General features: G+C 46.6%; 22 protein-coding genes. 5 read left to right on the top strand and 17 right to left on the bottom strand.

Features of this window, described 5'->3' with window-relative positions:
* Nucleotides 1-423: 423 nt before the first annotated feature.
* The 13 genes from CVV54_06740 to CVV54_06680 form a co-directional block, all read right to left on the bottom strand.
* Nucleotides 424-843 (bottom strand): 30S ribosomal protein S9, encoded by a 420-nt coding sequence (locus CVV54_06740; protein PKL04199.1) that lies wholly within the window; start codon nt 841-843, stop codon nt 424-426.
* An 18-nt stretch (nt 844-861) separates the two neighbouring features.
* Nucleotides 862-1,296, bottom strand: coding sequence for a 50S ribosomal protein L13 (locus CVV54_06735; protein PKL04198.1), 435 nt, complete (start codon nt 1,294-1,296; stop codon nt 862-864).
* A 156-nt stretch (nt 1,297-1,452) separates the two neighbouring features.
* Complete coding sequence (locus tag CVV54_06730; GenBank protein PKL04197.1) at nt 1,453-2,496, bottom strand: nicotinate phosphoribosyltransferase; 1,044 nt, start codon at nt 2,494-2,496, stop codon at nt 1,453-1,455.
* Between the two features lie 9 nt (nt 2,497-2,505).
* The gene (gene secG / locus CVV54_06725; protein ID PKL04196.1) at nt 2,506-2,733 is read right to left on the bottom strand and encodes a preprotein translocase subunit SecG; all 228 of its coding nucleotides are present in this window, start codon (nt 2,731-2,733) and stop codon (nt 2,506-2,508) included.
* Between the two features lie 43 nt (nt 2,734-2,776).
* Nucleotides 2,777-3,406 (bottom strand): non-canonical purine NTP pyrophosphatase, RdgB/HAM1 family, encoded by a 630-nt coding sequence (rdgB, locus tag CVV54_06720; GenBank protein PKL04195.1) that lies wholly within the window; start codon nt 3,404-3,406, stop codon nt 2,777-2,779.
* Complete coding sequence (locus CVV54_06715) at nt 3,403-4,152, bottom strand: ribonuclease PH (protein PKL04266.1); 750 nt, start codon at nt 4,150-4,152, stop codon at nt 3,403-3,405. The genes rdgB and CVV54_06715 overlap by 4 nt, the downstream gene beginning before the upstream one ends.
* Before the next feature lie 11 nt (nt 4,153-4,163).
* Complete coding sequence (locus CVV54_06710) at nt 4,164-5,039, bottom strand: hypothetical protein (protein ID PKL04194.1); 876 nt, start codon at nt 5,037-5,039, stop codon at nt 4,164-4,166.
* A 23-nt stretch (nt 5,040-5,062) separates the two neighbouring features.
* A complete protein-coding gene (locus tag CVV54_06705; GenBank protein PKL04193.1) occupies nt 5,063-6,379 on the bottom strand; it encodes a hypothetical protein in 1,317 nt (438 codons plus the stop codon).
* Complete coding sequence (locus CVV54_06700) at nt 6,363-7,724, bottom strand: TldD/PmbA family protein (protein ID PKL04192.1); 1,362 nt, start codon at nt 7,722-7,724, stop codon at nt 6,363-6,365. The genes CVV54_06705 and CVV54_06700 overlap by 17 nt, the downstream gene beginning before the upstream one ends.
* Complete coding sequence (locus CVV54_06695) at nt 7,721-8,755, bottom strand: threonine aldolase (GenBank protein PKL04191.1); 1,035 nt, start codon at nt 8,753-8,755, stop codon at nt 7,721-7,723. The genes CVV54_06700 and CVV54_06695 overlap by 4 nt, the downstream gene beginning before the upstream one ends.
* Nucleotides 8,756-8,845: 90 nt before the next feature.
* Nucleotides 8,846-9,673, bottom strand: a complete 828-nt coding sequence (locus CVV54_06690) for a phosphatase (protein PKL04190.1) — start codon at nt 9,671-9,673, stop codon at nt 8,846-8,848.
* Entirely contained in the window at nt 9,670-10,485 is an 816-nt protein-coding gene (locus tag CVV54_06685; protein ID PKL04189.1) for a hypothetical protein, read from the bottom strand. Before CVV54_06685 ends, CVV54_06690 begins: the two co-directional genes overlap by 4 nt.
* A complete protein-coding gene (locus tag CVV54_06680) occupies nt 10,472-11,032 on the bottom strand; it encodes a phosphodiesterase (GenBank protein PKL04188.1) in 561 nt (186 codons plus the stop codon). The genes CVV54_06685 and CVV54_06680 overlap by 14 nt, the downstream gene beginning before the upstream one ends.
* 98 nt (nt 11,033-11,130) lie before the next feature.
* Here CVV54_06680 and CVV54_06675 point away from each other — a divergent pair, with 98 nt between their 5' ends.
* Together CVV54_06675 and CVV54_06670 are read left to right on the top strand one after the other, a co-directional pair.
* Nucleotides 11,131-11,496, top strand: coding sequence for a hypothetical protein (locus tag CVV54_06675; protein PKL04187.1), 366 nt, complete (start codon nt 11,131-11,133; stop codon nt 11,494-11,496).
* Nucleotides 11,497-11,553: 57 nt separating this feature from the next.
* Nucleotides 11,554-12,336, top strand: coding sequence for a hypothetical protein (locus tag CVV54_06670; GenBank protein ID PKL04186.1), 783 nt, complete (start codon nt 11,554-11,556; stop codon nt 12,334-12,336).
* A 2-nt stretch (nt 12,337-12,338) separates the two neighbouring features.
* Here CVV54_06670 and CVV54_06665 read toward each other — a convergent pair whose 3' ends face one another.
* Genes CVV54_06665 through CVV54_06650 form a run of 4 tightly spaced genes read right to left on the bottom strand, consistent with a single transcriptional unit; the run spans nt 12,339 to nt 18,568 of the window.
* Nucleotides 12,339-13,667, bottom strand: coding sequence for an N-acetylglucosaminyltransferase (locus CVV54_06665; protein PKL04185.1), 1,329 nt, complete (start codon nt 13,665-13,667; stop codon nt 12,339-12,341).
* 19 nt (nt 13,668-13,686) lie between these two features.
* Nucleotides 13,687-15,168 carry a hypothetical protein gene (locus CVV54_06660; protein ID PKL04184.1) on the bottom strand — a complete coding sequence of 494 codons (1,482 nt, stop codon included), beginning with the start codon at nt 15,166-15,168 and terminating at the stop codon, nt 13,687-13,689.
* 11 nt (nt 15,169-15,179) lie between these two features.
* Nucleotides 15,180-16,226, bottom strand: coding sequence for a hypothetical protein (locus tag CVV54_06655; GenBank protein PKL04183.1), 1,047 nt, complete (start codon nt 16,224-16,226; stop codon nt 15,180-15,182).
* Nucleotides 16,223-18,568 (bottom strand): hypothetical protein, encoded by a 2,346-nt coding sequence (locus CVV54_06650; protein ID PKL04182.1) that lies wholly within the window; start codon nt 18,566-18,568, stop codon nt 16,223-16,225. The genes CVV54_06655 and CVV54_06650 overlap by 4 nt, the downstream gene beginning before the upstream one ends.
* A gap of 163 nt (nt 18,569-18,731) precedes the next feature.
* On the opposite strand from CVV54_06650, the gene CVV54_06645 reads away from it, so the two are divergent.
* The 3 genes from CVV54_06645 to CVV54_06635 all read left to right on the top strand — a co-directional run bounded on the left by CVV54_06645 (nt 18,732) and on the right by CVV54_06635 (nt 20,614).
* Nucleotides 18,732-19,184, top strand: a complete 453-nt coding sequence (locus tag CVV54_06645) for a hypothetical protein (protein PKL04265.1) — start codon at nt 18,732-18,734, stop codon at nt 19,182-19,184.
* Nucleotides 19,185-19,250: 66 nt separating this feature from the next.
* Nucleotides 19,251-19,838 carry an ABC transporter gene (locus CVV54_06640; GenBank protein ID PKL04264.1) on the top strand — a complete coding sequence of 196 codons (588 nt, stop codon included), beginning with the start codon at nt 19,251-19,253 and terminating at the stop codon, nt 19,836-19,838.
* The gene (locus tag CVV54_06635) at nt 19,838-20,614 is read left to right on the top strand and encodes an iron export ABC transporter permease subunit FetB (GenBank protein ID PKL04181.1); all 777 of its coding nucleotides are present in this window, start codon (nt 19,838-19,840) and stop codon (nt 20,612-20,614) included. Before CVV54_06640 ends, CVV54_06635 begins: the two co-directional genes overlap by 1 nt.
* Nucleotides 20,615-21,192: the final 578 nt, after the last annotated feature.

Genomic DNA, 21,192 nt, shown 5'->3' with positions numbered 1-21,192 from the left:
AAGAAGTAAATTAATTAAATACTCCACACCCGGCAGCGCCGGGTGCTTGTTGAAAGTGCAGCCCGGGCTAGAAAATATTCGCTAAGCGTCCTTGAGGTTCAGGACTGGGACTGGGACTATCCATGGACTGCTCCCTTCTTCGGGTGTTGCCCGATGCATTGTTATCTACGCAGTAAAGTTTAGTGCGCAACAACTGCAAGGTCAAGAGGAAAATTAATCATATCTGAGTATTCCGGTCTACAGAGGCAATATTCCACAGAACTCCGTACAAGTGCTTAATTGCTCCTAAAAATCACTGATCTGAAGTATACGAAAATGATCAGCTTCAAAAGAGCAAAAAAAGAGGTATTTCAGGCAAAAAGCAACGCCCGGAATACCCCCGCAAAAACCGTGTGAAAAGTGTTCGATTTGAATCTCGAAAAACTAACGCTTTGAGAACTGCTTGGCTGCTCTTGCTCCTTTGAGTCCGACCTTCTTACGTTCAACCATGCGTGAGTCGCGGGTAAGAAGTCCGGCCTTCTTAAGGGAGGGGCGTGCTGCGGGGTACATCTTCAGGATCGCTCTTGCGACACCAAGGCGCACTGCACCTGCCTGACCTGTAAGTCCGCCGCCGTGGGCATTGACGAATACATCGATCTTGCCCTCGATGCCGGCTACTTTCAGCGCTTCAACAGCTTGTGTAGACCAGTAAAAACGCGGGAGATAGTCGTTAACTTCTCTGTTGTTGATAAGGAACTTACCGTCGCCTTCGCAGATGCGTACTCGGGCGATAGCGTTCTTTCTTCTGCCTGTACCCCAAATAAAGGATACGGGGGCCGCTGTTTCTTTTTTCTTAACTGCCATTTTTTACACCCCTATCTCCTAGTCTATCTGCTCTGGTTTCTGAGCCTCGTGTGGATGGCTCGGACCGGCATATACTTTAAGTTTACGATACATATCACGTCCAAGTTTGGTCTTGGGAAGCATACCCCATACGACCCTCTCGATCAGACGTTCGGGACGGCGTTCAAGTACCTGCTGGTACGTGAGAGTCTTTAGTCCGCCCGGGTAAAGGCTGTGTGTGATGATCGTGGACTGCAGGAGTTTTTTGCCTGTAAGCCCGATCTTCTCCGCGTTTACAACAACAACAAAATCGCCGGTATCAACGTGCGGCGTGTATGTTGGCTTGTGTTTCCCAATAAGTATACGGGCTACCTGTACTGCAAGACGGCCAAGGTGTTTATCTGATGCGTCGATCACATACCATTTGCGCTCAACTTCCGCACCCTTAGCCATGAAAGAACGTGTGCCTATCATGGATCTTCCTCCTCAAAAAAAGTGGATCACTAATTTTTTATATTTTATATTTCTTAAAGCTACTCGTCCGGTTCACTGAAGCCGTGGCATACGTGCGCTAACGCACCGCTCTTCAGGGACACTGTCTGTTAACGTGGGGGAAAACAGACTGCGGGGCTAGAGTACGCGTTCAAGCCTCGGATTATCAATTATTCCGGGAAGACGTCCGCGCTTGGCGATAGGCCTTCCGTCGATCATTTTCAGGTCCATGGTCATATCCCTTGACTTTCCATGGGTTATATAACTGCCGACTCCGTAAACGCTTGCTCCGGCATCGTTCATCATCTTTATGCGTTCGGGGGTAAGTCCGCCTGTAGCTATCACCTGTACATCGCTGTAACCGGCAATATCAAGGCGCCATCTGATCTCACGAACCAGATCCGGGGTAACGCCGCCGCGCTCACCCGGTGTGTCAAGTCTTACACCGGCAAGCTTATCGCCCAGGCATTCTGCGACGCGCATAGTCTCTTCTGCTTCATCCTTGAAAGTATCAACAAGGACTATACGAGGTTCTTCTGCAGGGATCTGAGCATCATAAAGCTTAGCAAGCTTAACCGTGTCCCCTACTATCAATATGGCAGCATGGGGGATGGTTCCCTTTGGTTCTTCATTGCACAGCTTTGCGGCCAGAATGCAGCTCATCGCACTGCACCCGGCTATCTTCGCCGCTCTTTCCATTACCGGAGCGACAGCGGGATGAACATGTCTTGCTCCAAAACAAAGCACATTGCGGCCCTCAGCTGCTTCCACACATTCCTTAGCTGCTGTGGCCCATCCTGTAGATGAGGCAAGCATGCCGAGTAAAACTGTTTCATAAAGGCCAAATGATTCGTATGTTCCCTTGATCCTCACCAGAACCTCTTTACCCTCAAAAGCAGATCCCTCAGGGATGGCTTCAACTTCCGGCTGGTTCGGGAATGTCCTGAAGAGCCGCAGAACTTCTTCAAGTCCGGCGAAAATACCGCTCTTACGGGTAAATACCTCAGCTACGACAGGTGTCTCCAGCAATCCTGCTGAACGGAGCACGTCTCTGGTTTTTAAAAAATAAATATCTGTTGTCCAGCCTGTCAGCAGTTCTTCGTGTGTTGCAGAAAAAAGACGACCCTCTGTCTCCTCGTAGGAAGCAATGTCTTTTTGGCTGTCAAGCCTCTTGAGCGGCATGGCAACAGCCTATCTTACGACAACCTGCAGGATGGATAGGACCATAAATGCGAGCATTAGTCCTGCAGTGATTTTGGTCAGAGATGACATGCGCTGCCATGTTCCTCCCGTATCTGCCTGAGTTCCGCCTCCGCCAAAAGCTCCGGTGAATCCACCGCTTTTTCTGTGCTGCATCATTATAACTCCAATAAGAGCTACACAAACAAGGATGTGAAGGATTCCAAGAAGGATTTTCACAAACCACACCTCCAGAGTTTTCTATATTCCGGCGGTCAGGCCATTACTCCTGGACAGACCGGGAATTTTCCATAGTACGTACAGCATAGTATTGTAACACAGGTATTAGCATTTCCGCTATACCTTTTATTGCAAGGGCTCTATGAGAAATTTTGGTTTTTACCTGGTCTCCAAGTTCAGAAAAAGTTTGGTCATAGCCGTCAGGTATAAATATCGGGTCATAACCGAAGCCGCTCATTCCGGATGACTTTAATGCTATCGCCCCGCTGCAGCTGCCTTCATAAACAAGAGGTTCTTCTCTGTGAGGAAAGACAACTGCGATGCACGAAACAAAGCGTGCCCTTCTATCCTTAATGTCTTTCATTCTCGAAAGCAGCCAGTTCGTTCTATCCTTGTCAGTACCCGGAACGGCACGGGCTGAACGTATCCCGGGAGCTCCTCCGAGAGCGAATACTTCCAGACCACTGTCATCAGCCATTGCAGGCAGACCAAGCGCCTTCGACCAGGCCTTCGCTTTCAGCAGAGCATTTTCTTCGTAGCTGCTTCCTGTTTCCTCTACATCTGTCTTAGTATCAAAATCTCCGCCGTAAAGAAGTTCTATTCCTATCGGCGCAAATGCATCTTTCATTTCACGGTACTTATTTCTGTTGCCGCTTGCAAGAATTATCTTCATCTTAAAAAAATCGCCTTTTCCTCTTCTGTAAGTTCAAGGGCTTCGGCCTGTATCCGATGGATCTCGCTGATTCCTTTCCATCCCAGGAACAATATCTCATCCAGTTCAGCCCTCGAGAATACTCCTCCCTCACCGGTGCCCTGCAGTTCTACGAATTCTCCCTTTGAGGTCATTATGATGTTGGCATCCACATCTGCGGCGGAATCTTCTTCGTAGCACAAATCCAGCATCGACACCCCGCTGACCTTGCCGGCACTGACAGCTCCTATCTGTGTCTTGACAGGTATCTCATCTATCTGCGAGCAGGATACCATCCATCTTAACGCATCAAAAAGCGCAACAAAACCAGCCGAGATAGAAGCCGTCCTTGTCCCGCCATCAGCCTGCAGCACATCGCAGTCGATCCAGATGGTTTTTTCTCCAAGTTTGGTCATATCGACAGCTGCACGAAGCGACCGACCGATCAGTCTCTGTATCTCAGTCCCCCTGCCGTTGAGTTTCCCTTTGCTTATATCCCTCTGAGTCCTCTGGTGGGTGGACCTGGGCAGCATTGAATATTCAGCGCTTATCCAGCCTTTGCCGGTTCCCCTCATAAACGGGGGGACCTTGTCTTCTACAGAAGCAGTGCAGAGAACCTTGGTATTGCCCCATTCAACAAGAACCGACCCTTCCGCGTATCTGCTGAAATTCCTTTGGAACTTTATCGGTCTGAGTTCAAATAGTTCTCTTCCATCAATTCTCATTATTTCATATCCCGTCAGTTGATTTCCCATGGTCTTGTAAGGTCAGCAGGTGTCTTCTCTCCTGATTCTTTTCCGTCTATGTAGAATTTGACCTTCTTAATAGGCGGAAAATTGTCTTTCATTGTCCGAACAAGTCCGGTAATAACTATCGCAGCTTTGTCCTTGCCCAATGTCTTCAAAGACGAGCTGAAAGCGCCGGTCATATCAAGATAGAGCCAGTCCCCACTCCTGAAAACATTGATGACGCCAACATTGTTGTCCAGCATTTTCATTTCTTTGAGCCCATCAATATAAACAGAGGCTACCTTTTCGATATCTTCTTCTATCATTCCTTTTTTGATTTCGATCTCTCTCTCAGTAAAAGTCGTTCCATCAGGTATGTAGAGGTTGTACTTCACGTTGCCCGACCCGTTCGAAGAATTTGCTCCTACGCTTACTCTTGCTGCTTCGGTACCGTTCCCTACAACATTTCCAATTCTTGGACCGCCCTTTTTATCCGCCCAGTTAAAGAAATAATTAGCACCCAGGTATCCGCACACAAAAAATATGGCAAGAAGAGCTATCCAGGCAAATATTCTTACAAGCAGAGGTGCTTTCTTGCTGTCATCCTCTTCTTCTTCGAATTCATCATCATCTTCGTAATCATCATCACGGTTCTCCCGCGAACGATCATCAGATCTATCATCATCTGCCTTGCCTTTTCCTGAGTACCTGGCGAAAAAACCTTCGCGCAGATTCTCTCTTTCCTCTTCCCTGACCCTCTTCCCCTCATGCGAAGCGTTATCCCTTTGCTGAGCAGAAGTACGCTTTACTGAGGGTTCGTCGAAATTTTCTTCTTCTTTTTTCTTTCTGATAATAAAATGGCGGGTTCTTTCCTCAGGATCCCTCATGCATTATTCCTCCTGTAATACGATCACTGTACCGTCACCGGATGTTCGTTGATATAAGTCAAGATCCCCTTCGCAAAGCTTCTGCAAAGGGCTTCTCTGTAGTCTGCGGTGTTTAGTTTTCGCGCCTCAGCTCTGTCTGTGAGGTAGCCCATTTCGATCAATACGGATGGCATTCCCGCACCTCGTAGAACATAGAAAGGTGCCTGTCTCACCTTACGCATAGGAAGCCCTGATGAATTGGCAGAGCTGTGGAGCACCTCTGTAAGGCTTGTGCTCTCGTTTATCTTGTCATTTTGCTGCATGTCTCCAAGTATTTTGAGCAGCAGCCTCGTTTTCTGGTCTGCGCGCTGGACGTCCTGCGGTGTCTCTGCCCCTCCGCTTATTTCCTTGTTTTCATATATTGCCAGCTGCATTGCGTCTTTGTCTGACGGGGGAGCCATTATGTAAAACTCAAGCCCTGCGGCAGTCTTCCCTTTAGGCATCGCATTGCAGTGTATGCTGACAAAAACGTTGGCTTTGTTGTCGTTTGCAAAGGCAGTTCTCTCTGCAAGCTTCAGATATACATCCGTCTTTCTTGTATAGCGAACGTCTATGCCGTAAGCCTGGAGCATCTCTCCAAGCTGGAGGACAGCCCTGAGATTTATGTCCTTTTCCCTCATGCCGTTTGCAACGGCGCCCGGGTCATGACCGCCATGCCCTGCGTCAAGCACTACGACAGGTCTTTTGCTGCCGTAAGTCACCTTTAGAGGAACAGCCGATGTTTCGCTTTCTTTTTTCTCTTCTTCGAGCATAGGAATATTTGGTTCAGCCGTTACCTCTTTTTCAGGTTTTTTCAGCTCAGCAGCGATTTCTTTCTGAGGTTCTTTTTTAGGTTCTTCTTTCTTTATCTGTCCAGCCTGAGGAGGTTCCTGCCCCGATTCAGTCCATTTCATACCGGGGTTTTTGCCTATCTTGGTATAAAACTGGTCCAGTACGGTTATCATGGCTTTTGAGTCCGCCCACCAATGACCATCTTCAACTGCAATGGGATCAGGAAGGCTTATGATCGCTCCGTCAACCCTAACCACGCTTGAATTATTCCAAAACTCCATTTTTTTACCGTCGATGACAACTACTATACCCTGAAGGTTGCCTGACCTTGCTAGTCCCAGTGCAGATATTACCTCTTCAATTGCAATGTCTTTGCCCTTAAGGGAGTTTGTCCTGGCGGATATGTCTCCTTTTTTGATATCATTGTGCCAAAGGGAGAGGGTCTCTGCTGAAGCAGATACAGCCATAATAACCATTAGAAGCAAGGCAGAGCAGAGTATCTTTGATATTTTTTTATTCACCTGCAACAACAATGTTTTCCACCACCAATGTCGGGGCCGCAGTTGATCCGAAGAAGGTAAGGTCGGAACCGACTGCAACTATATTATTTAAAAAGTCCATCAAGTTCGACGCTATCGTGACGCCGCTCACAGGTCTCGTGATCATTCCGTTCTCGATCAGATGTCCCTTTGCTCCTACCGAGAAATCACCGCTGATCGGGTCTATTGTATGAAGTCCCATCAATTCTGTCAGGAAAAGGCCCGAGCTTACTCCTGAGATCAGAGATCCCGGCGTTTCGCTTCCGGCCTCAAGCAGGAGGTTGGACGTACCGACATCAGGCAGAGAAGACATTCCCCTGCATGCATTTCCGGTTGATGTGACCCCGTCTTTCCATGCGTACTGAAGATTATACAGGTAAGAGCGGGCAATGCCATCTTTGATGAGCAATGTCCTGCCTGTCGGAACTCCTTCCGCATCCCATGAACCTGTGCCTGCTTTCCAGGGGATCCTTCCGTCATCGACAAGAGTCACGCAGGGTGATGCCACCTTTAAATTCAGCCGTTCCGCCATCAGGGACCTCCCCTTATGTATCTCCGGGGCGCAGAACAGATCACCTATGACATCAACCAGCGATGCAGCGGTCTCAGGTTCGATCACTATAGTGTAAGGGCCGGTCTTCATAGGGGTACCGCCTAGAGCCGAGACTGTCTTCTCCACAGCTTTAAGGGCGATCTTCCTTATGTCGAGTTCATCAAGTCTTCTTGACTCTTCACCATGACCGCCCATCTCGGTATTTCTTCCATCACCTGCAATGACTGTAACTCCGCAGCTTGCGCTGCTTCCACGCTCCCAGCCTTCAAGTCCGGTGCTTGTACAGTAAAAGGAAGATCCCCATCCGTCATTCCAGGATGCGCTCCTCACAGAGATTATATTGCTGTCGGCAGACATTGCGCTCTCTGTCATGACGCGGCAGAATTCCATCCTCTTCTGAGGTGTAACGGCTGTGATCTCCGGATCTTCCAGATCAAGCGAGGGATCAGAGACCAGCTTTCCCTCGTAAAGCATAATGCCTTCTTCCGGTTCAGAATTCCTGCAGTTGAAAAGGCTCCACTCCACCAATTCCCGGAGGGAAAGCTTGTCAAGCCTGTTTCCATAGGATATGCCCTGCCTGCCGTCAGACATGATCGTCCTGACGCCAATGCCTGCCGTAAAACCTGTCACACACTCTTCGATCTCCCCATCCTTGAGGGAGAGGCCGGAGCCTGCACCCTCCGAATAGAGCACGTCGGCTCCGGATACCCCTCCGCGCAGAGCCTCATCCAGCATCCAATTAGAGATGGATTCAACTTCTTCGCGGGAAAGGAATTCGGTCACTGAGAGATAACCTCAAGTATTATGCCTGCCGCCCTTTCAACATCTTCCCTGTTGACATCGAGGTGTGTAACAAGGCGTATCCTTCTCGGAGAAAGAGCGTTTAGAAGCAGTCCGCGTTCTTTACAGGCGCTTACGAAATATTCATCTGTGGGATAGCTCTGCAGCATCGGGAAAAATACCATGTTAGTCATATTAGGCACTTCCTCTACATGTACTCCTCCCTTTATCAGGAGCTCACACAGAAGTTTTGCGTTGTCATGGTCTTCAGAAAGCCTGGGGATGTTGTTTTTGAGCGCATAAAGTCCTGCTGCAGCTGCTATTCCTACCTGGCGCTGAGCACCGCCGATGCGCTTTCTGGCTTTCATTGCCCTTTCTATGAATTCATGTGATCCGCAGAGCATGGAACCCATTGGGGCGCCAAGACCTTTTGAAAGGCAGAACTGGACTGAATCCACTTCTTTTGTAAACTCGGTCACGTCAACTCCGTAACATACGGAAGCGTTGAATATCCTGGCTCCGTCAAGATGTACATGGAACCCTAGCCTGTGTCCTTCTCTGGCAACTTCTGCAAATCGTTTCGGGGAAACAGCTATGCCTCCGGTATAGTTATGAGTATTTTCCAGACAGAGGATGGTCGTGTCCGGGTGATGGATGTTGTTGTCCGCCCTGTTTGCAGGAGCAATGTCTTCGACTTTTGGAATTCCTTCATCGTCATTCAGGGGATATGGACAAAGTCCTGCAACTGCTGAAAAACCTCCGACCTCGGCATTCCAGATATGGGAGCGCTTGCCTGCAAGGAGACTTTCTCCGTGGCGTCCGGCGGAGAGAAAAGCAAGAAGGTTTCCCATAGTTCCTGAACATGTATAGATTGCCGCCTCTTTGCCTGTCAGCTCAGCGGCATATTTTGACAAAGCGTTTGACGATGGATCATCTCCGTATATATCGTCCCCTACCTCCGCGTTTGCCATGATCGTGCGCATTTCTTCCGAGGGCTTCGTTACTGTGTCACTGCGAAAATCCATAATTTTCATATTGAAATACCTCCATTGGTCGATTTTCTGTTATTTTAATATTCTATAGCCATACTTCAATATCGCTTTTATTAAAACCATTTTCAGCCTCTATATTTTAACCCCTAGCCTGGCCCAGGGAAGAAAATCTTCGCTGACTGCAACGCCAAGATCAACACCATGACTGTTTGAACCATGGAAATCTGATCCTGCAGTCGCATAAAGATCGAATTTATCGGCCAGTTTAAGATAATTGTATGTCTGTTCAGGGCTGTGTCCGGAATAAAGCGCTTCGATACCCCAAAGGCCATTGTCTTTAAGATGCCGCAGAAGCCGATCCATTTTTTCATCTTCAAGATAACTCTGGGCCGGATGTGCAAGTACTGCGAGCCCGCCTGCATCGGTGATGAGAGAAATGCATTCCTCTGCGGCGAGTCTTGCCCTTGACACATGTGCGCTTCCTCCAAAGCCTATATATTTTGTAAAAGCTTCCCCTATGCTTGAAACATATCCCTTCTGCAACATCAACCTCGCTATGTGAGGCCTTGCAACGACCTGCCCCCTTGAGAGGAGGGAAACATCTTCTATTTGTACATCAAAACCCAGTTCCTGCAATTTTTTACATATCCTGTGGTTTCTGGCATTCCTGTGGTCTCTTATTTCATTAAGTCTCTTCTGGAGAGCCCCATTAGATGGGTCTATCCGAAAGCCCAGGATGTGAAGCGTATAATCTGAATCCGCGGAAAGTTCTATGCCCGTAAGACCTTCCACCCCATATTCTTTACACGCAGACATGAAAGGGGCGAGGCCCTCTGTTGTGTCGTGGTCAGTGAGACTCACAAAGGCCATGTGCCGTTTCTTCGCAGCTTTGGCTATTGACTCTACGCTTAGCGTCCCGTCAGAATAGTTGCTGTGGACGTGCATATCTATCAAGATCATCGGTCGCTTTGAGCCTCCTCTTTTTCCCCACCCTCAGCAGACAATTTTACATACAAAGGATGTGAAAGAACAAAAGCGATCAATTCAAGTTTTTGGAGATCCTCCTCCGAAAATGCGTCGGCAACGTGGGATTCTATTTGCAGCACACCAATTTTTTCTCCTTCAGCAAAAAGCGGAGCTGACATCAGTGACCTGGCATCCCTGTAGAAAGGAAGGTCCTTTGCACTCTCAATCTTTTGGGTAAGATATGCTCTCCCTGATGCGAACACCTTCCATGCTGCGCCTCCGTTCCTCGGTATCGAGGAATCCGGCTTTCCTGTTCTGCCGGGCATATACATAGCGCCTGACCTGTCTGCGACTGTTATAAAAACCTCGTCTCCTGAAGTCATTTCCCTGATTCTATCAGCAGCTGCAGACAACAGGGCTGCCATGTCCTTTTCTTTCGAAATTTCCGATGAAAATTTCCCCAAGGCAGCCATGAATTTTTTGCCGGTGTCCCTGTAATAGAGCATGAATCCACCGACCGACACCAGAAGAAAGAAAATCGAAGCTGTATCGAACCAGGAGAAAACTCCGCACACAGATCCTATGACAGCCGTCGAAGCACATATCAGAAGGTTGGTTTTATGAGACCATCTGCTGCTCTCAGTAAGACCTAGAAAAGCAGCCAATATCGAGGCAATGAAAAGCGGAGTGGAATTAAATATGCAGCTAAAACCGCATCCTGCAGACAAAACCATGAGCCAGAATATCTGAGGCCAAAACCTTCTCTTCCTGAATACCCGGCCATAGTATGCTTCACCATTTTTCACTATGCAAAATTCTCCCTTCCAGTGTCATGATCCTTATTTCTTTTTCATCAACACCAGCGGCACTGGCCGGATCTTTGCCCTTGGGCATAGTTGTCGATCCGGGGTTCAGGAAGATCGTATCTTTCTCCCTCACAACAGATGCTATGTGAGTATGTCCTGAAATGGCAAGATCTGCTTTGGAATCAAGAGCCATCTGCCTGAAAAGCGGGAAATTGTCGCCGTGCATCATTAATATTTTTTTTCCGTTCCACCATATCGAGACATAAGGGGCAAGCAGAGGATGCAGTACCATCTGATCAACCTCAGCATCACAATTTCCCCTTGCGATAAGTATCGTTCCTTTATAGCTGTTGATAGCCTCGGCCAGATCTGACGGGGTGTATCCTCCCGGTATGGCGTTTCGAGGCCCGTGATAAAGGACATCTCCGGCATGCAGTATCGCATCTGCGTTTTTAAATAGGGAGAGCGCTGATACCCATGCAGGGTAACTTCCATGGGTATCAGAAAGCACTCCAAGCACTTTGCTGTGGATATTATAGACAGACATGTCATCACATCCTTTACGGGGAAAATCCTGGTTGATATTATTCCCAGCTATTATATAATCAGTGGGCTTGGAAAAACATAGAAACAGGAGTGATTTTTATGAATATAGATTCCAAAACACTGGAACAACAGGACATGAAGATGCTGGTACATTCGCTTGAATTGGTTTCCGCCCGTATTTTCGAATCAGTAATAACACTTAATCAGATGGCTAGTTCAAATACGCCTGAGATGCACGCTCTTTTCAACCAGTGGGTATCATTCCTGGGTGAAGAAGTTGTCAGTGCAGCAGAGGAAAACGGAGAGCTCGACCCTGAAGAGATATCTAAGAGGATCGGCGTCAGCAGTTCAACCATAATCTCCCTTGCTCTGGCCCTGCACAGGCAGGGTAAGATCAGGATCAAAAGCTTTATGGTGGAACCGGGAGACAAAATGAACACTGAGATATGCGACTGCCTTAAGTAGAAGCATAGGCACAGAACGCCAGTAAATTATCTGAGATGATCCATAACGGTTATAATTTTGGGGACTGATTTTACCGTTACTCTGCCAGTATTTTCTTTTGTCTGCCTTTTGGTGGGGCTTGCGGGTTTTGTCGATGCATCAGCGGGAGGAGGGGGGATCATCGCCCTTCCTGCTTATGTCTTTACGGGGATGCCTGCACATTTCGCATACGGGTGCAATAAATTCTCAAGCGCATGCGGCACTACTCTGTCGGTTTTTAAATTCTGGTCTGCCGGTGCGGTCAATCTAAGATCTTCACTTCTGGCCGCATTCAGCTCTTTCATTGGATCAGGGATAGCCGCATCAATTGTTCTGATGATCCCCGACCATGTCCTCAAAACTATGCTTTTACTGATCCTCCCGATTGCTGCGGTCGTCATCTTCCTGAAAAAGGATATGGGTGAAGAAGACCATTCTAACTCTTTGTCCAGGAAAGCTGTTTTCTTTTTATCCCTTCTGATAGGATTCCTTGTCGGAGGATATGACGGAATGTTTGGTCCCGGCGCAGGCACATTTGCCATATTCGCTTTCTCTTCAATTATGAAGTATGACCTTAAGACAGCATCCGGCAACGCAAAAATAGTCAACCTGGCCTCAAATTACGCGTCACTGCTGACGTTTGCACTGGCCGGAACAGTCTATTACCAGATAGCTATCCCTGCCGGGATATGCAACATTATCGGAAACTATATCGGTTCTGCCTACGCACTGAAAAAGGGCGGAAAATTTATCCGCCCCATGATGGTCGTTGTTCTTATATTCCTGCTAGCCAAGATAGCTTTTGACCTTTTCACTCGCTGAGATCAGAATTTATTTTTCCGAGTTACCCACCACGGAGCCATTGATGTATCCTTATGACCGCTTGCTGTCAGCTCCCATACTGTTGCGACCAGACTGTTCATCCTTGCAGCAAAGGCAAACAGCGGCATCAGAGGCAGGAAGCACAGCCTTGACAGGTCCTCTTCAGGTCTTTCTGAGAGACACGCTGTAAAAATGAGATACATTACAAGAAGCAAAAAGAAATAAAAGAGATAGACCAGAAAAAGTAAAGTAGAAGCATATTCAATCGGATACCTGATAAAAAGCCATACGGTATATACAAAGATGACAAAAGGCATAACTATCTGTGAAAAGAGCCCCGTTAAAATTATCATCAGAAAATTCGGCCAGCCGAGAATTTTAGGTTTAAATGAGCGCTTGTGCTTGCGAAAATAGAGGTAGGAAAGATCACCGTCCCATCTTATCCTCTGTTTCAGAAACCCCTTGAATGTCGCCGGGGCATCCGTATGTCCAATAGCTTCCGGATCAAAAATTATTCGGAATTTCTTTTTGTATCTTCCAAAATAATTTTTTATCCGAAGTGTTAAATCAAGATCTTCCGCTGTGCCTGCGTCCCACCCTTCTACAAGGTCAAGTACGCTTTTCCTGAAAACGCCAAATGCTCCAGATATATTGTTAACCATGTTAAAGGAACTCAATCCGGTCTTCGATGCCTGGATCGATATAAAATACTCAATGGCCTGAAGAGACGCTGTCAAAGATTCATCGGCATTTCTTACCCTGAGGCATCCTGATACTGCTGCCACTGTTGGATCTTCAAAATGCCTGGTGGCCCTCTCTACCATGTTGTTGTCAAACGAAGTATCTCCATCCAGTGCCATTACTATTTCTCCGCTCGCAAAATTGAGCCCTGTGTTCAGGCTGGAGACCCTGCCGCCTCTTTGCCATTTGGGGACAACAAGAAGCTTTCTGTTTTCAAAGCCCGATACATAGTGGGACATTTCATGGGCTGAATCGTAGGTAAATTTGTTTTTTGCTGCACCGTCGATCATTGCCAGCATCTCAATTTTGCCCGGATATATCTGTTCGGTGAGAGACATTATAGTTTTCTGTACATCGCGGCCTTCGCTGTAACATGTGATTATGCAGGAAACAGAGGGGAAATACGGTCTTCGTTCCCCTTCATATCTCCTGTCGACTGTATATTTGATAACACCTATTATGACCAGGATCGCGAGCGGCAATTCAAAAAAGAGGACAAAGGGCATGAATTTGAGTAAAAGAGTACCTGCCCCTTCTTCAAAAAGAAGGGGTAAATATTCTGAACTCAAAAGCTCTTCGAATACTTCCATGTCAGTTCCTGTTTTTCGATCAAAGTTCTTCAGCAAACAATTCCAGATATTTCTCCGCAGAAATCTCATTATCTTCAGTCGGTATCTGGAAACATTTTGCAGTGATCTCAATTTTCTTATCTGACTTGATCTCAAGCTTGTCATTCAGCAGCTCTATACGTTCTGCCAATATCGTTGAGTTGTCAAACAATGTCCTTGGCAGCAGTATCCAGAAAGTATCAGGCGCTGAAGAAGTGGTTATGTCAGTGGTCCTTACCATAGCCCTTATACGGAATATCAGCTCATCCATTATCTTTTTGTATAGATCTTCTCCCAATAAATCTTCAACTTCGTACAGGTTGGAAAATTTAAGCCCTATCAAGGTGAAAACTTCATCAGCGTAGCGTTTCCGGTATTCCCTCATCCATTCAATGATATTGCAGAAATAGCTGAATTTTAGATTATTCTGCCCGTCAAACAGCTGGATCTCCATCTGCATACTGCCTGTCCGTACTGCAGCAGATCCCTTTTCTGAAAGCTTATAGCTGTAAACATTTACAACTGTCAGATCAGAAGGATCTGTCCTTGTCCTACAGAAGAGGCAGTCAGCCTTAACATCAGGCTCTATAAATTTTGATCCGCAGTTGTTGCACTCATGAGACTCGAGAGGGTGATCGTAATCGCTTCCCAGATGTCTTAATACAGTATTGCATTTCGGGCATACGAATGACATGTTTTTTCTAAAATCGCTGTCCGGCGCAACATGTCCGCAGATAAAACAGTGTATCATTAGTTTTTTATTAAAATCGATGCTTCCGCAGTTAGGGCAGACATCGACATAGTTCAGGTGGCCTGTTTTACATTTGGGACATTTCCTCACCCTGTCCACCAGTAAATTTCGAGTTATGTATCCATGGTCTTCAAGAAATGTAACTGCCCTCAGGGCCATTATCATCTCTGTATCGAACCGAAAAGACCTCAGCCTCTCAAGTCCACTGAGATCTTCAGGCCTGAGTATCTTCGATGCTTTTGTAGAGCTGTCAAGCAGGAGAGCCATTTCTGGGTAGGAGTATATCCATTGTGAAAAAGGAGAGCAGACTGGAGAAAGGGAATATTCTTCGCCCCTGACATACATATAGGAAAGCATTCTCAGGTTGTGGTTATCCAGCAGCTTTTCCCTGCTGATCCTTTTGCCTCTTTCAAGTATGGAAGCTGCCTCAGGAAGCCTCTCTTCAATATTGCTTGAAATACCGTCTACTAAAATGTCTACCTGCTGCATAGTGCGTGACAAGTAAATAGGTGCACAGCAAAACTCCACTGATTCTCTAAGTTCAACCAGTTCCCAGAATACTTTAAGTTTGTCCGATGTCTTTTTGCCTTTAAGACCATCGATCAGGACTATTCCACTCTCGGGCTTTTTTTCCAATAATTCCCTTGCACTCTGGAAATCGCTGATTTTACCGTCGGGAGAATGTGCAGTCTCTTCACCAAGAAGGATCCTGTAAATTTTATACTCTTTCATCATTCATCCTCCTAAAAAAAGGACCTGAGTCCCCACTCGACTTTCACGGGAAGCCCGTCAACTATCCGCTCTTCCGGCAAAGGTTGTTTAAGTGTCAAATATACCCTTATGCTTCGGGGGGAAACAAGCATCCTGCTTCCTAAACCGCCCGGAGTGCTTTGTGATGTCGTCGGCATTTCTTCAACTACCGCTTTGATACCTTTTGACTTGCCGGGTAAAACAACTTTCACTTCCGAATCAATCTTTATCTTTTCGAAATTCTCGGGAGCGACATAGACTATTACCTTGGCAGTCCTGGGATCAGCTATCCAAAGCAAATCGTCTCCGGCATTTACTGACTGGCCCGGAAAGGCCTCTATAGACTGGATCCTGCCTGCTCTTTTTATTACCACCTCAAAAGAAGAACCTTTAAGGCTTTCAAGGTATTCAATACTCCTGTTGTAGTAATCCAGCCTCGATCTGGTGTTTTTTTCCGCTGTGTCATCCGCTCTTACTGATAATATCGATTCACGTTCTGCCATTGCGGACCTGAGGTTCGATTCTGCAAGGTTAAGTTCAGCCCTTGTCGCAGCTCCCTGTTCCATCAGACGCCTGACAGTAACTGCTTCTTTCCTGTAGAACTCGATATTTTGATCAACAAGTCTGGTAGAAATAAGCGGAAACTTGGCTGGGGAATTCAAAGCCGAACTGAGTGAATCCCTTTCGGCTTTCATCAGCGCGATCTGATCAATAAGCTCCGGAGAAGGTTCCCTTACCAGCTTCATTGCCACGAAGCCGGGATCTGCGTCTAACCCTTTTTTTGCATAGACTTCTTTGATAAAACCATTCTCAGGTGCTGTTATTGCAAAGCTGTCCATACTTATTATCCCTGGTGATGAAACAAAGATCCAGTCGATAAAAATGTTCCATAAAAGAACGATCAGCGGCGTGAATACAAGAGCCAGTATCGACCACCAGAGAAGTTTCGAAGTACTCCTTTTTCCGGGGGAATATGGGATCTTTACTCCTGATCTCAATTCCGGATCATTTTTTTGAGTCTGTGAAAAAGACACCCTCATCTAAACATCCCTCCGATATCTTCCCATGACTGTATTATCACACCATTGAACTTACTGATGTTTGAGAGCTCACTGGATATATTTTCCATGCTTTGTTTGTAAACATCTATCCCTGATGAGAAATAGCTCTCTTCAGGAGGAAGGACCCTCTCAATGCTCTGGGCAAGGCGGAAGTTCAAAGAGGGATGCATCAGCATGATATCCCTCATTCGTTTTATCGCGGTATCCTGATTTGTCGTATATATCATTACAGCAAGGTATTCAAGCCCCAGTCCCGCAAATCCTTTTGACAAAATTGCGCCAAGACTCCCATCAAGATACCTTGGGTGTACTGAGACAGACAATTTAAGATCCGTTGTATTTTTTACCTCTTTGACAGTCTCTATTAAATGGGCAAGGAGATCTTTCCTTTTTCCTTCTGCCCCGGGCAGTGAATCAGGCTCAATATCAAGATGTATGCCACTGAATTTGAACTTTTTCATCCTTTCGATAATCCTGATGAGGTCTTTTCGTTCTTCAGGGTACAGCCATGTTGGTTCTCCGAGAAGCAGATCCACCCTTATCCCCATGCTCTTAGAAGTTGAAAGAAGATCTTCAAGCTCCATCCTGTTGTAATAATCATCAAATTTTTTTACCTGTTCCGCTGTGAAAGAGATAAGGAAATGATCAAAACCTTTTGCTTTCAATTCCTCAAGTGAAGAGATCCTGGTCTCCGGGACAAGAAAAGACGAAGCATCCCACACATATACGGATTTCGGCATTAAGACATCGGTTTTTATCGATCCCTCTTTTGCTTCTTTTGGCTGACTGACTGTTGAAACAACCTTAGTGGGCTCGACAGCGGTCGCTGTGTGAGGAACGCCAGTTGATGCCGAAGAACCCGCTGCAGGATAGTCCTTCGGGACAGGCTTTTCCAGTTCCAGGATTCGGGTATTGCCACCGGGGACATTTATTTTGGATGCAAGCCAGTCAGGATCAAGCATTCTTGACCTGAGAGGGTTATCTGCTATCGGCCGTATGCGCTCTGACGGCTCAGATAATGGCCCGTCGGGATATGCATAACCAAGGAGGTCTGCACCTGTCTGCATAAATATCATCTCGGAATCAAGGAGATCCATTACTCCACGGTAATACTGGTACCTGCTCTTTTGCAGCTGCTCAAATGTATCACCGGAAAGAGAAGCATGTCTCATGATCCTCTCCCTCACAGCCTCTGTAAGTGCAGCCAGCCTGGATTCCTGTGCCCTTATATTAGCAACTGCATAAGACGCGAGGGATGCTGCCTCTTCAGCTTCTCCCTGTACTTTGATCCTCATGAAAAGTTCTTCACGCTTTGCTCTTTTCAGGTCATGCTCTGCAGCTTTTTTTATTTTATCTTCTTTGGAGAACGCAGTTCCAAGAGGTTCGTTTATCGTTACGGAAGCATAGACCCCGCTTCCTATCTCTCCGGGAAAATCCTTAGCCGCAGTCGCACCGACAGTAAATGATCCTTCCCTGTCAACGCTTCTTTTTTCACGCATGAGATCTTCATATTTTTTCAGTGTCTCTTTTCTCATCGAAATCTCTGGGTGTTTTTCAATGTCCGCTTCCAGACCGTTAAAAGCAGGCAGAGTAGGTATTTCCATTTTCTGAGGCATTTCCCATAATTGCCCTGTTGCAAGTCTGATTATCTGCAGGGCCTGGGTCTTCCTCATGTTTGACACAGCAATATCCCTTCTTGCCATATCATAAGCAGTCAAAAACTCTATCCTGTCCGCGGGAAGCACGAGTCCTTTTTTTTCTCTTTCAATCAGTATCTTCGATGTGTTTTCTTCAGTTTTGAGGAACCTTTCTGCAATCGCAATTTTTTCACATTCCGACCATAAAGTAACATAGGCCTTTCGAAGTGCTGCGAGGTTGTGGAGTTTTAATATCCTTGGTCTGTACTCAGATTCTATCGATCTTATCTGTGATTCCAGAGCATTTATTTTCTGCTTGTTCCATGTTCCAAAAATGGGAAAAACCAGACCTGCTCCTATCCCTAATTTTCGGTAGGAGGCGGATTCTTCGCTTGTTTCAAAAAGGGGTTCATCGCTGTATCCAAAAGTAGCGCTGAAAAAATATTTAGCTCCCATGCGCTGACGCTCAAGCTCCATCATCTGTTCGTCGCGGCCCATTGCAGCAACCGCAGCAAGAACTTCCGGCCCTTCTCCGATCATCGATTCTGCTTCATGCAGAGGCGGGAGCGTCTGCGCTGTACATGTGCCGACTCCTGAAAAAAACAGTATTTGAACACAGAAATAGAGGATGAAAAAAAACCATGCAAAACAACTTCGTTTTTGGGTCCATAGAGATCGGTCCATCGGTATCCCCCTGGATAATTAAAAATCAACAACCGAAACGTACATTCTATTATGATTTTAAGCAGCCATAAATTATAATCATTATACTAGTAATGACAGCACAAATATGCTAAATAATGATCTGGCAATATTGTTTATTTTGCTTTATTCGGGGGAATATAAACTGAGGATAATAGTGGATGCAGACGCATGTCCAAAGTCAGTCCTGCAGCATACGGTAGATACCGGGGCAAAATACGGCATACCTATAATAACTGTTGCCAGCTTCAACCACAACATTATTTCTTCCCAACATATTACCGTTGAAAGCGGATCCCAGGAAGCAGATCTCAAGATCATAAACATCACCGGATGCGGCGACATTATAGTTACCCAGGACTGGGGACTTGCTGCCATCGTGCTCTCAAAAAAAGCCTCCGCGTTGAGCCCAGCGGGTATAGAATACGAAGCTGAAAGAATGACCTTCATGCTCGAAGAGAGGGAAATCAAGGCCAAATTCCGCAGAAACGGCGGAAGGACAAAGGGCCCAAAGAAAAGAGCCGCGGAGGACGATATCCGTTTTCTCAGGACTCTGGAGAAAATAGTTTTAAGAGAAATACAAAGTAAAGATACTTAACTTCCTTTTTTACTGAGGAGTGAGCGCGTGGATATCATTTCTGCCAATCAAGTTGTTTTTCAGTCGATGATCAGATACCCGGATATAAAAATCGCTAAGGAGGAAACCACATTCATACATGGTCCGAGCGGCTGCGGCAAAAGCACGCTGCTCAAGCTTATTAACGGCACGATTTCCCCTGACAGCGGAGAGATCCTCTACAACGATAATAATATTGAAAATATCGACACGATCAAACTAAGAAGAGAAATTCTCCTCGTAAGCCAGTCAGTCTACCTATTCACAGGCACTATAGAAGAAAATTTTATAAAATATTACGAATACAGGGATCACGACCTTCTTCCAAAAGAAGACATGGAGAAATTCCTCAAGCTATGCAGCGCAGATTTTCCTCTTGAGACCAGATGCGAGACTATGTCTGGCGGAGAACGGCAGAGGGTCTACATAGCGATATTCCTTTCGTTCATGCCCAAAATCCTGATGCTTGACGAACCAACATCAGCACTGGACAACATCTCTTCGGATGCAATGATGAAGAACATTATAAATTTTTCCAATGATAACGAGATGACAATTATCGTAGTAAGCCATTATCTTCCTCTTGCCGAAAAATACGGAGACAATATCATCGCACTCGAAAGGAGCAAGCCATAATGCGTGAAATCGCTGCAATAAGCCTTGTCCAGTTCAGCCTCGTATATATCCTGCTCCTTGTAGTGCTTGCTGTAATGAAAAAAGCAAAAATAAACCAGACCAAGCTCCTTTTCGTTGCAAGCGTAAGGCTGACTCTCCAGCTGACCCTGGCTGGCTTTGTCCTCACATACATTTTCGATAATCCGCATCCGATATTCATACTTATGTATCTGACAAGCATGATACTTTTTGCGATCCACAGGGTACTTTCGAAAAACAAATGCATGAACACCGGATTCAAGATCGCGATAGCCCTTTCTCTAACCTGTTCAGGTTTGGGCATAGTGATTTTCTTCGTGACCGCTGTCGTGGGGCAAAGCATATTTAATCCGCAGTATGTCATCCCTCTGAGCGGTATGATAATCGGCAATGCCATGACCGGTGTAAATCTTGCCACAAAGACGTTCTGCGAATCACTCAGCGAAAAGCGCCAGCAGATGGAAAGCCTGCTAAACCTCGGAGTCACACCGCAGAAGATCCTGCTCCCAATGGTAAACCAGGCACTTGAGACCGCACTTCTACCCACCCTAAATTCAATGCTTGGAATGGGCATAGTCTCCCTGCCCGGAATGATGACCGGCCAGATACTGTCGGGAACGCTCCCAACGACCGCCATCCTCTACCAGATCTCGATCATGATAGCGATCTGCGCGGTAGTATGCCTATCAGTATTCGGCTCCCTCTATTTCGGATATAAGACTTTGTATAACAGTCGCAATCAACTGTTCTACCTCTAGTGCAATTGGGGTTTATAGCGGCGCTGACTTAGCAACACTTGCGGAGCCTTCCTTCGACGTATTAGTATACGCCTTCGGAAGGCTCCGCTGCTTGTTGCGTCGTTATCACTCGCTCTAAACCCCAATTGCGTTGCACTGTCGGAAAAGATCAGGCAACGGTTGCTGAACAGTCGTAAGAACCAAAAGCACTGTCGTAGCAGCCGTTGGGCCAATTCCCGGTCGTTCCCGAATGCTTAAATCGGAAATCCTGCGGCTTTGGGTTAGGTTCTAAAAGTCAGTAACAGCATAAATCTAGAGACACTGGATCCCCGATACAGGCACTCGGGGACGACGAGGATAGAGGCTTACGGTCAAACACCAATGTCTCATTCACCGCGACGCTTTATGTCGCAAATTCTCCGCCGGACGCACCACCCGGCAAATTCACCGCGGCAGGCTCAATGCCGTAATTCCCCACGGTCCTAAACAATTGCTTCCCAACCGCTTTCCGCGACATGTTTATGTCGCACTTCGCGCCGGTGTTCTTACGGCAGCTTCCCAACAAAAAAACCCCGTGCTTATGCACGGAGCTTTTTTGT

It is taken from the genome of Synergistetes bacterium HGW-Synergistetes-1 (assembly GCA_002839185.1).
Taxonomy (GTDB): Bacteria; Synergistota; Synergistia; order Synergistales; family Synergistaceae; genus Caenicola.
This window is presented reverse-complemented; position numbering and strand designations above follow the sequence as displayed.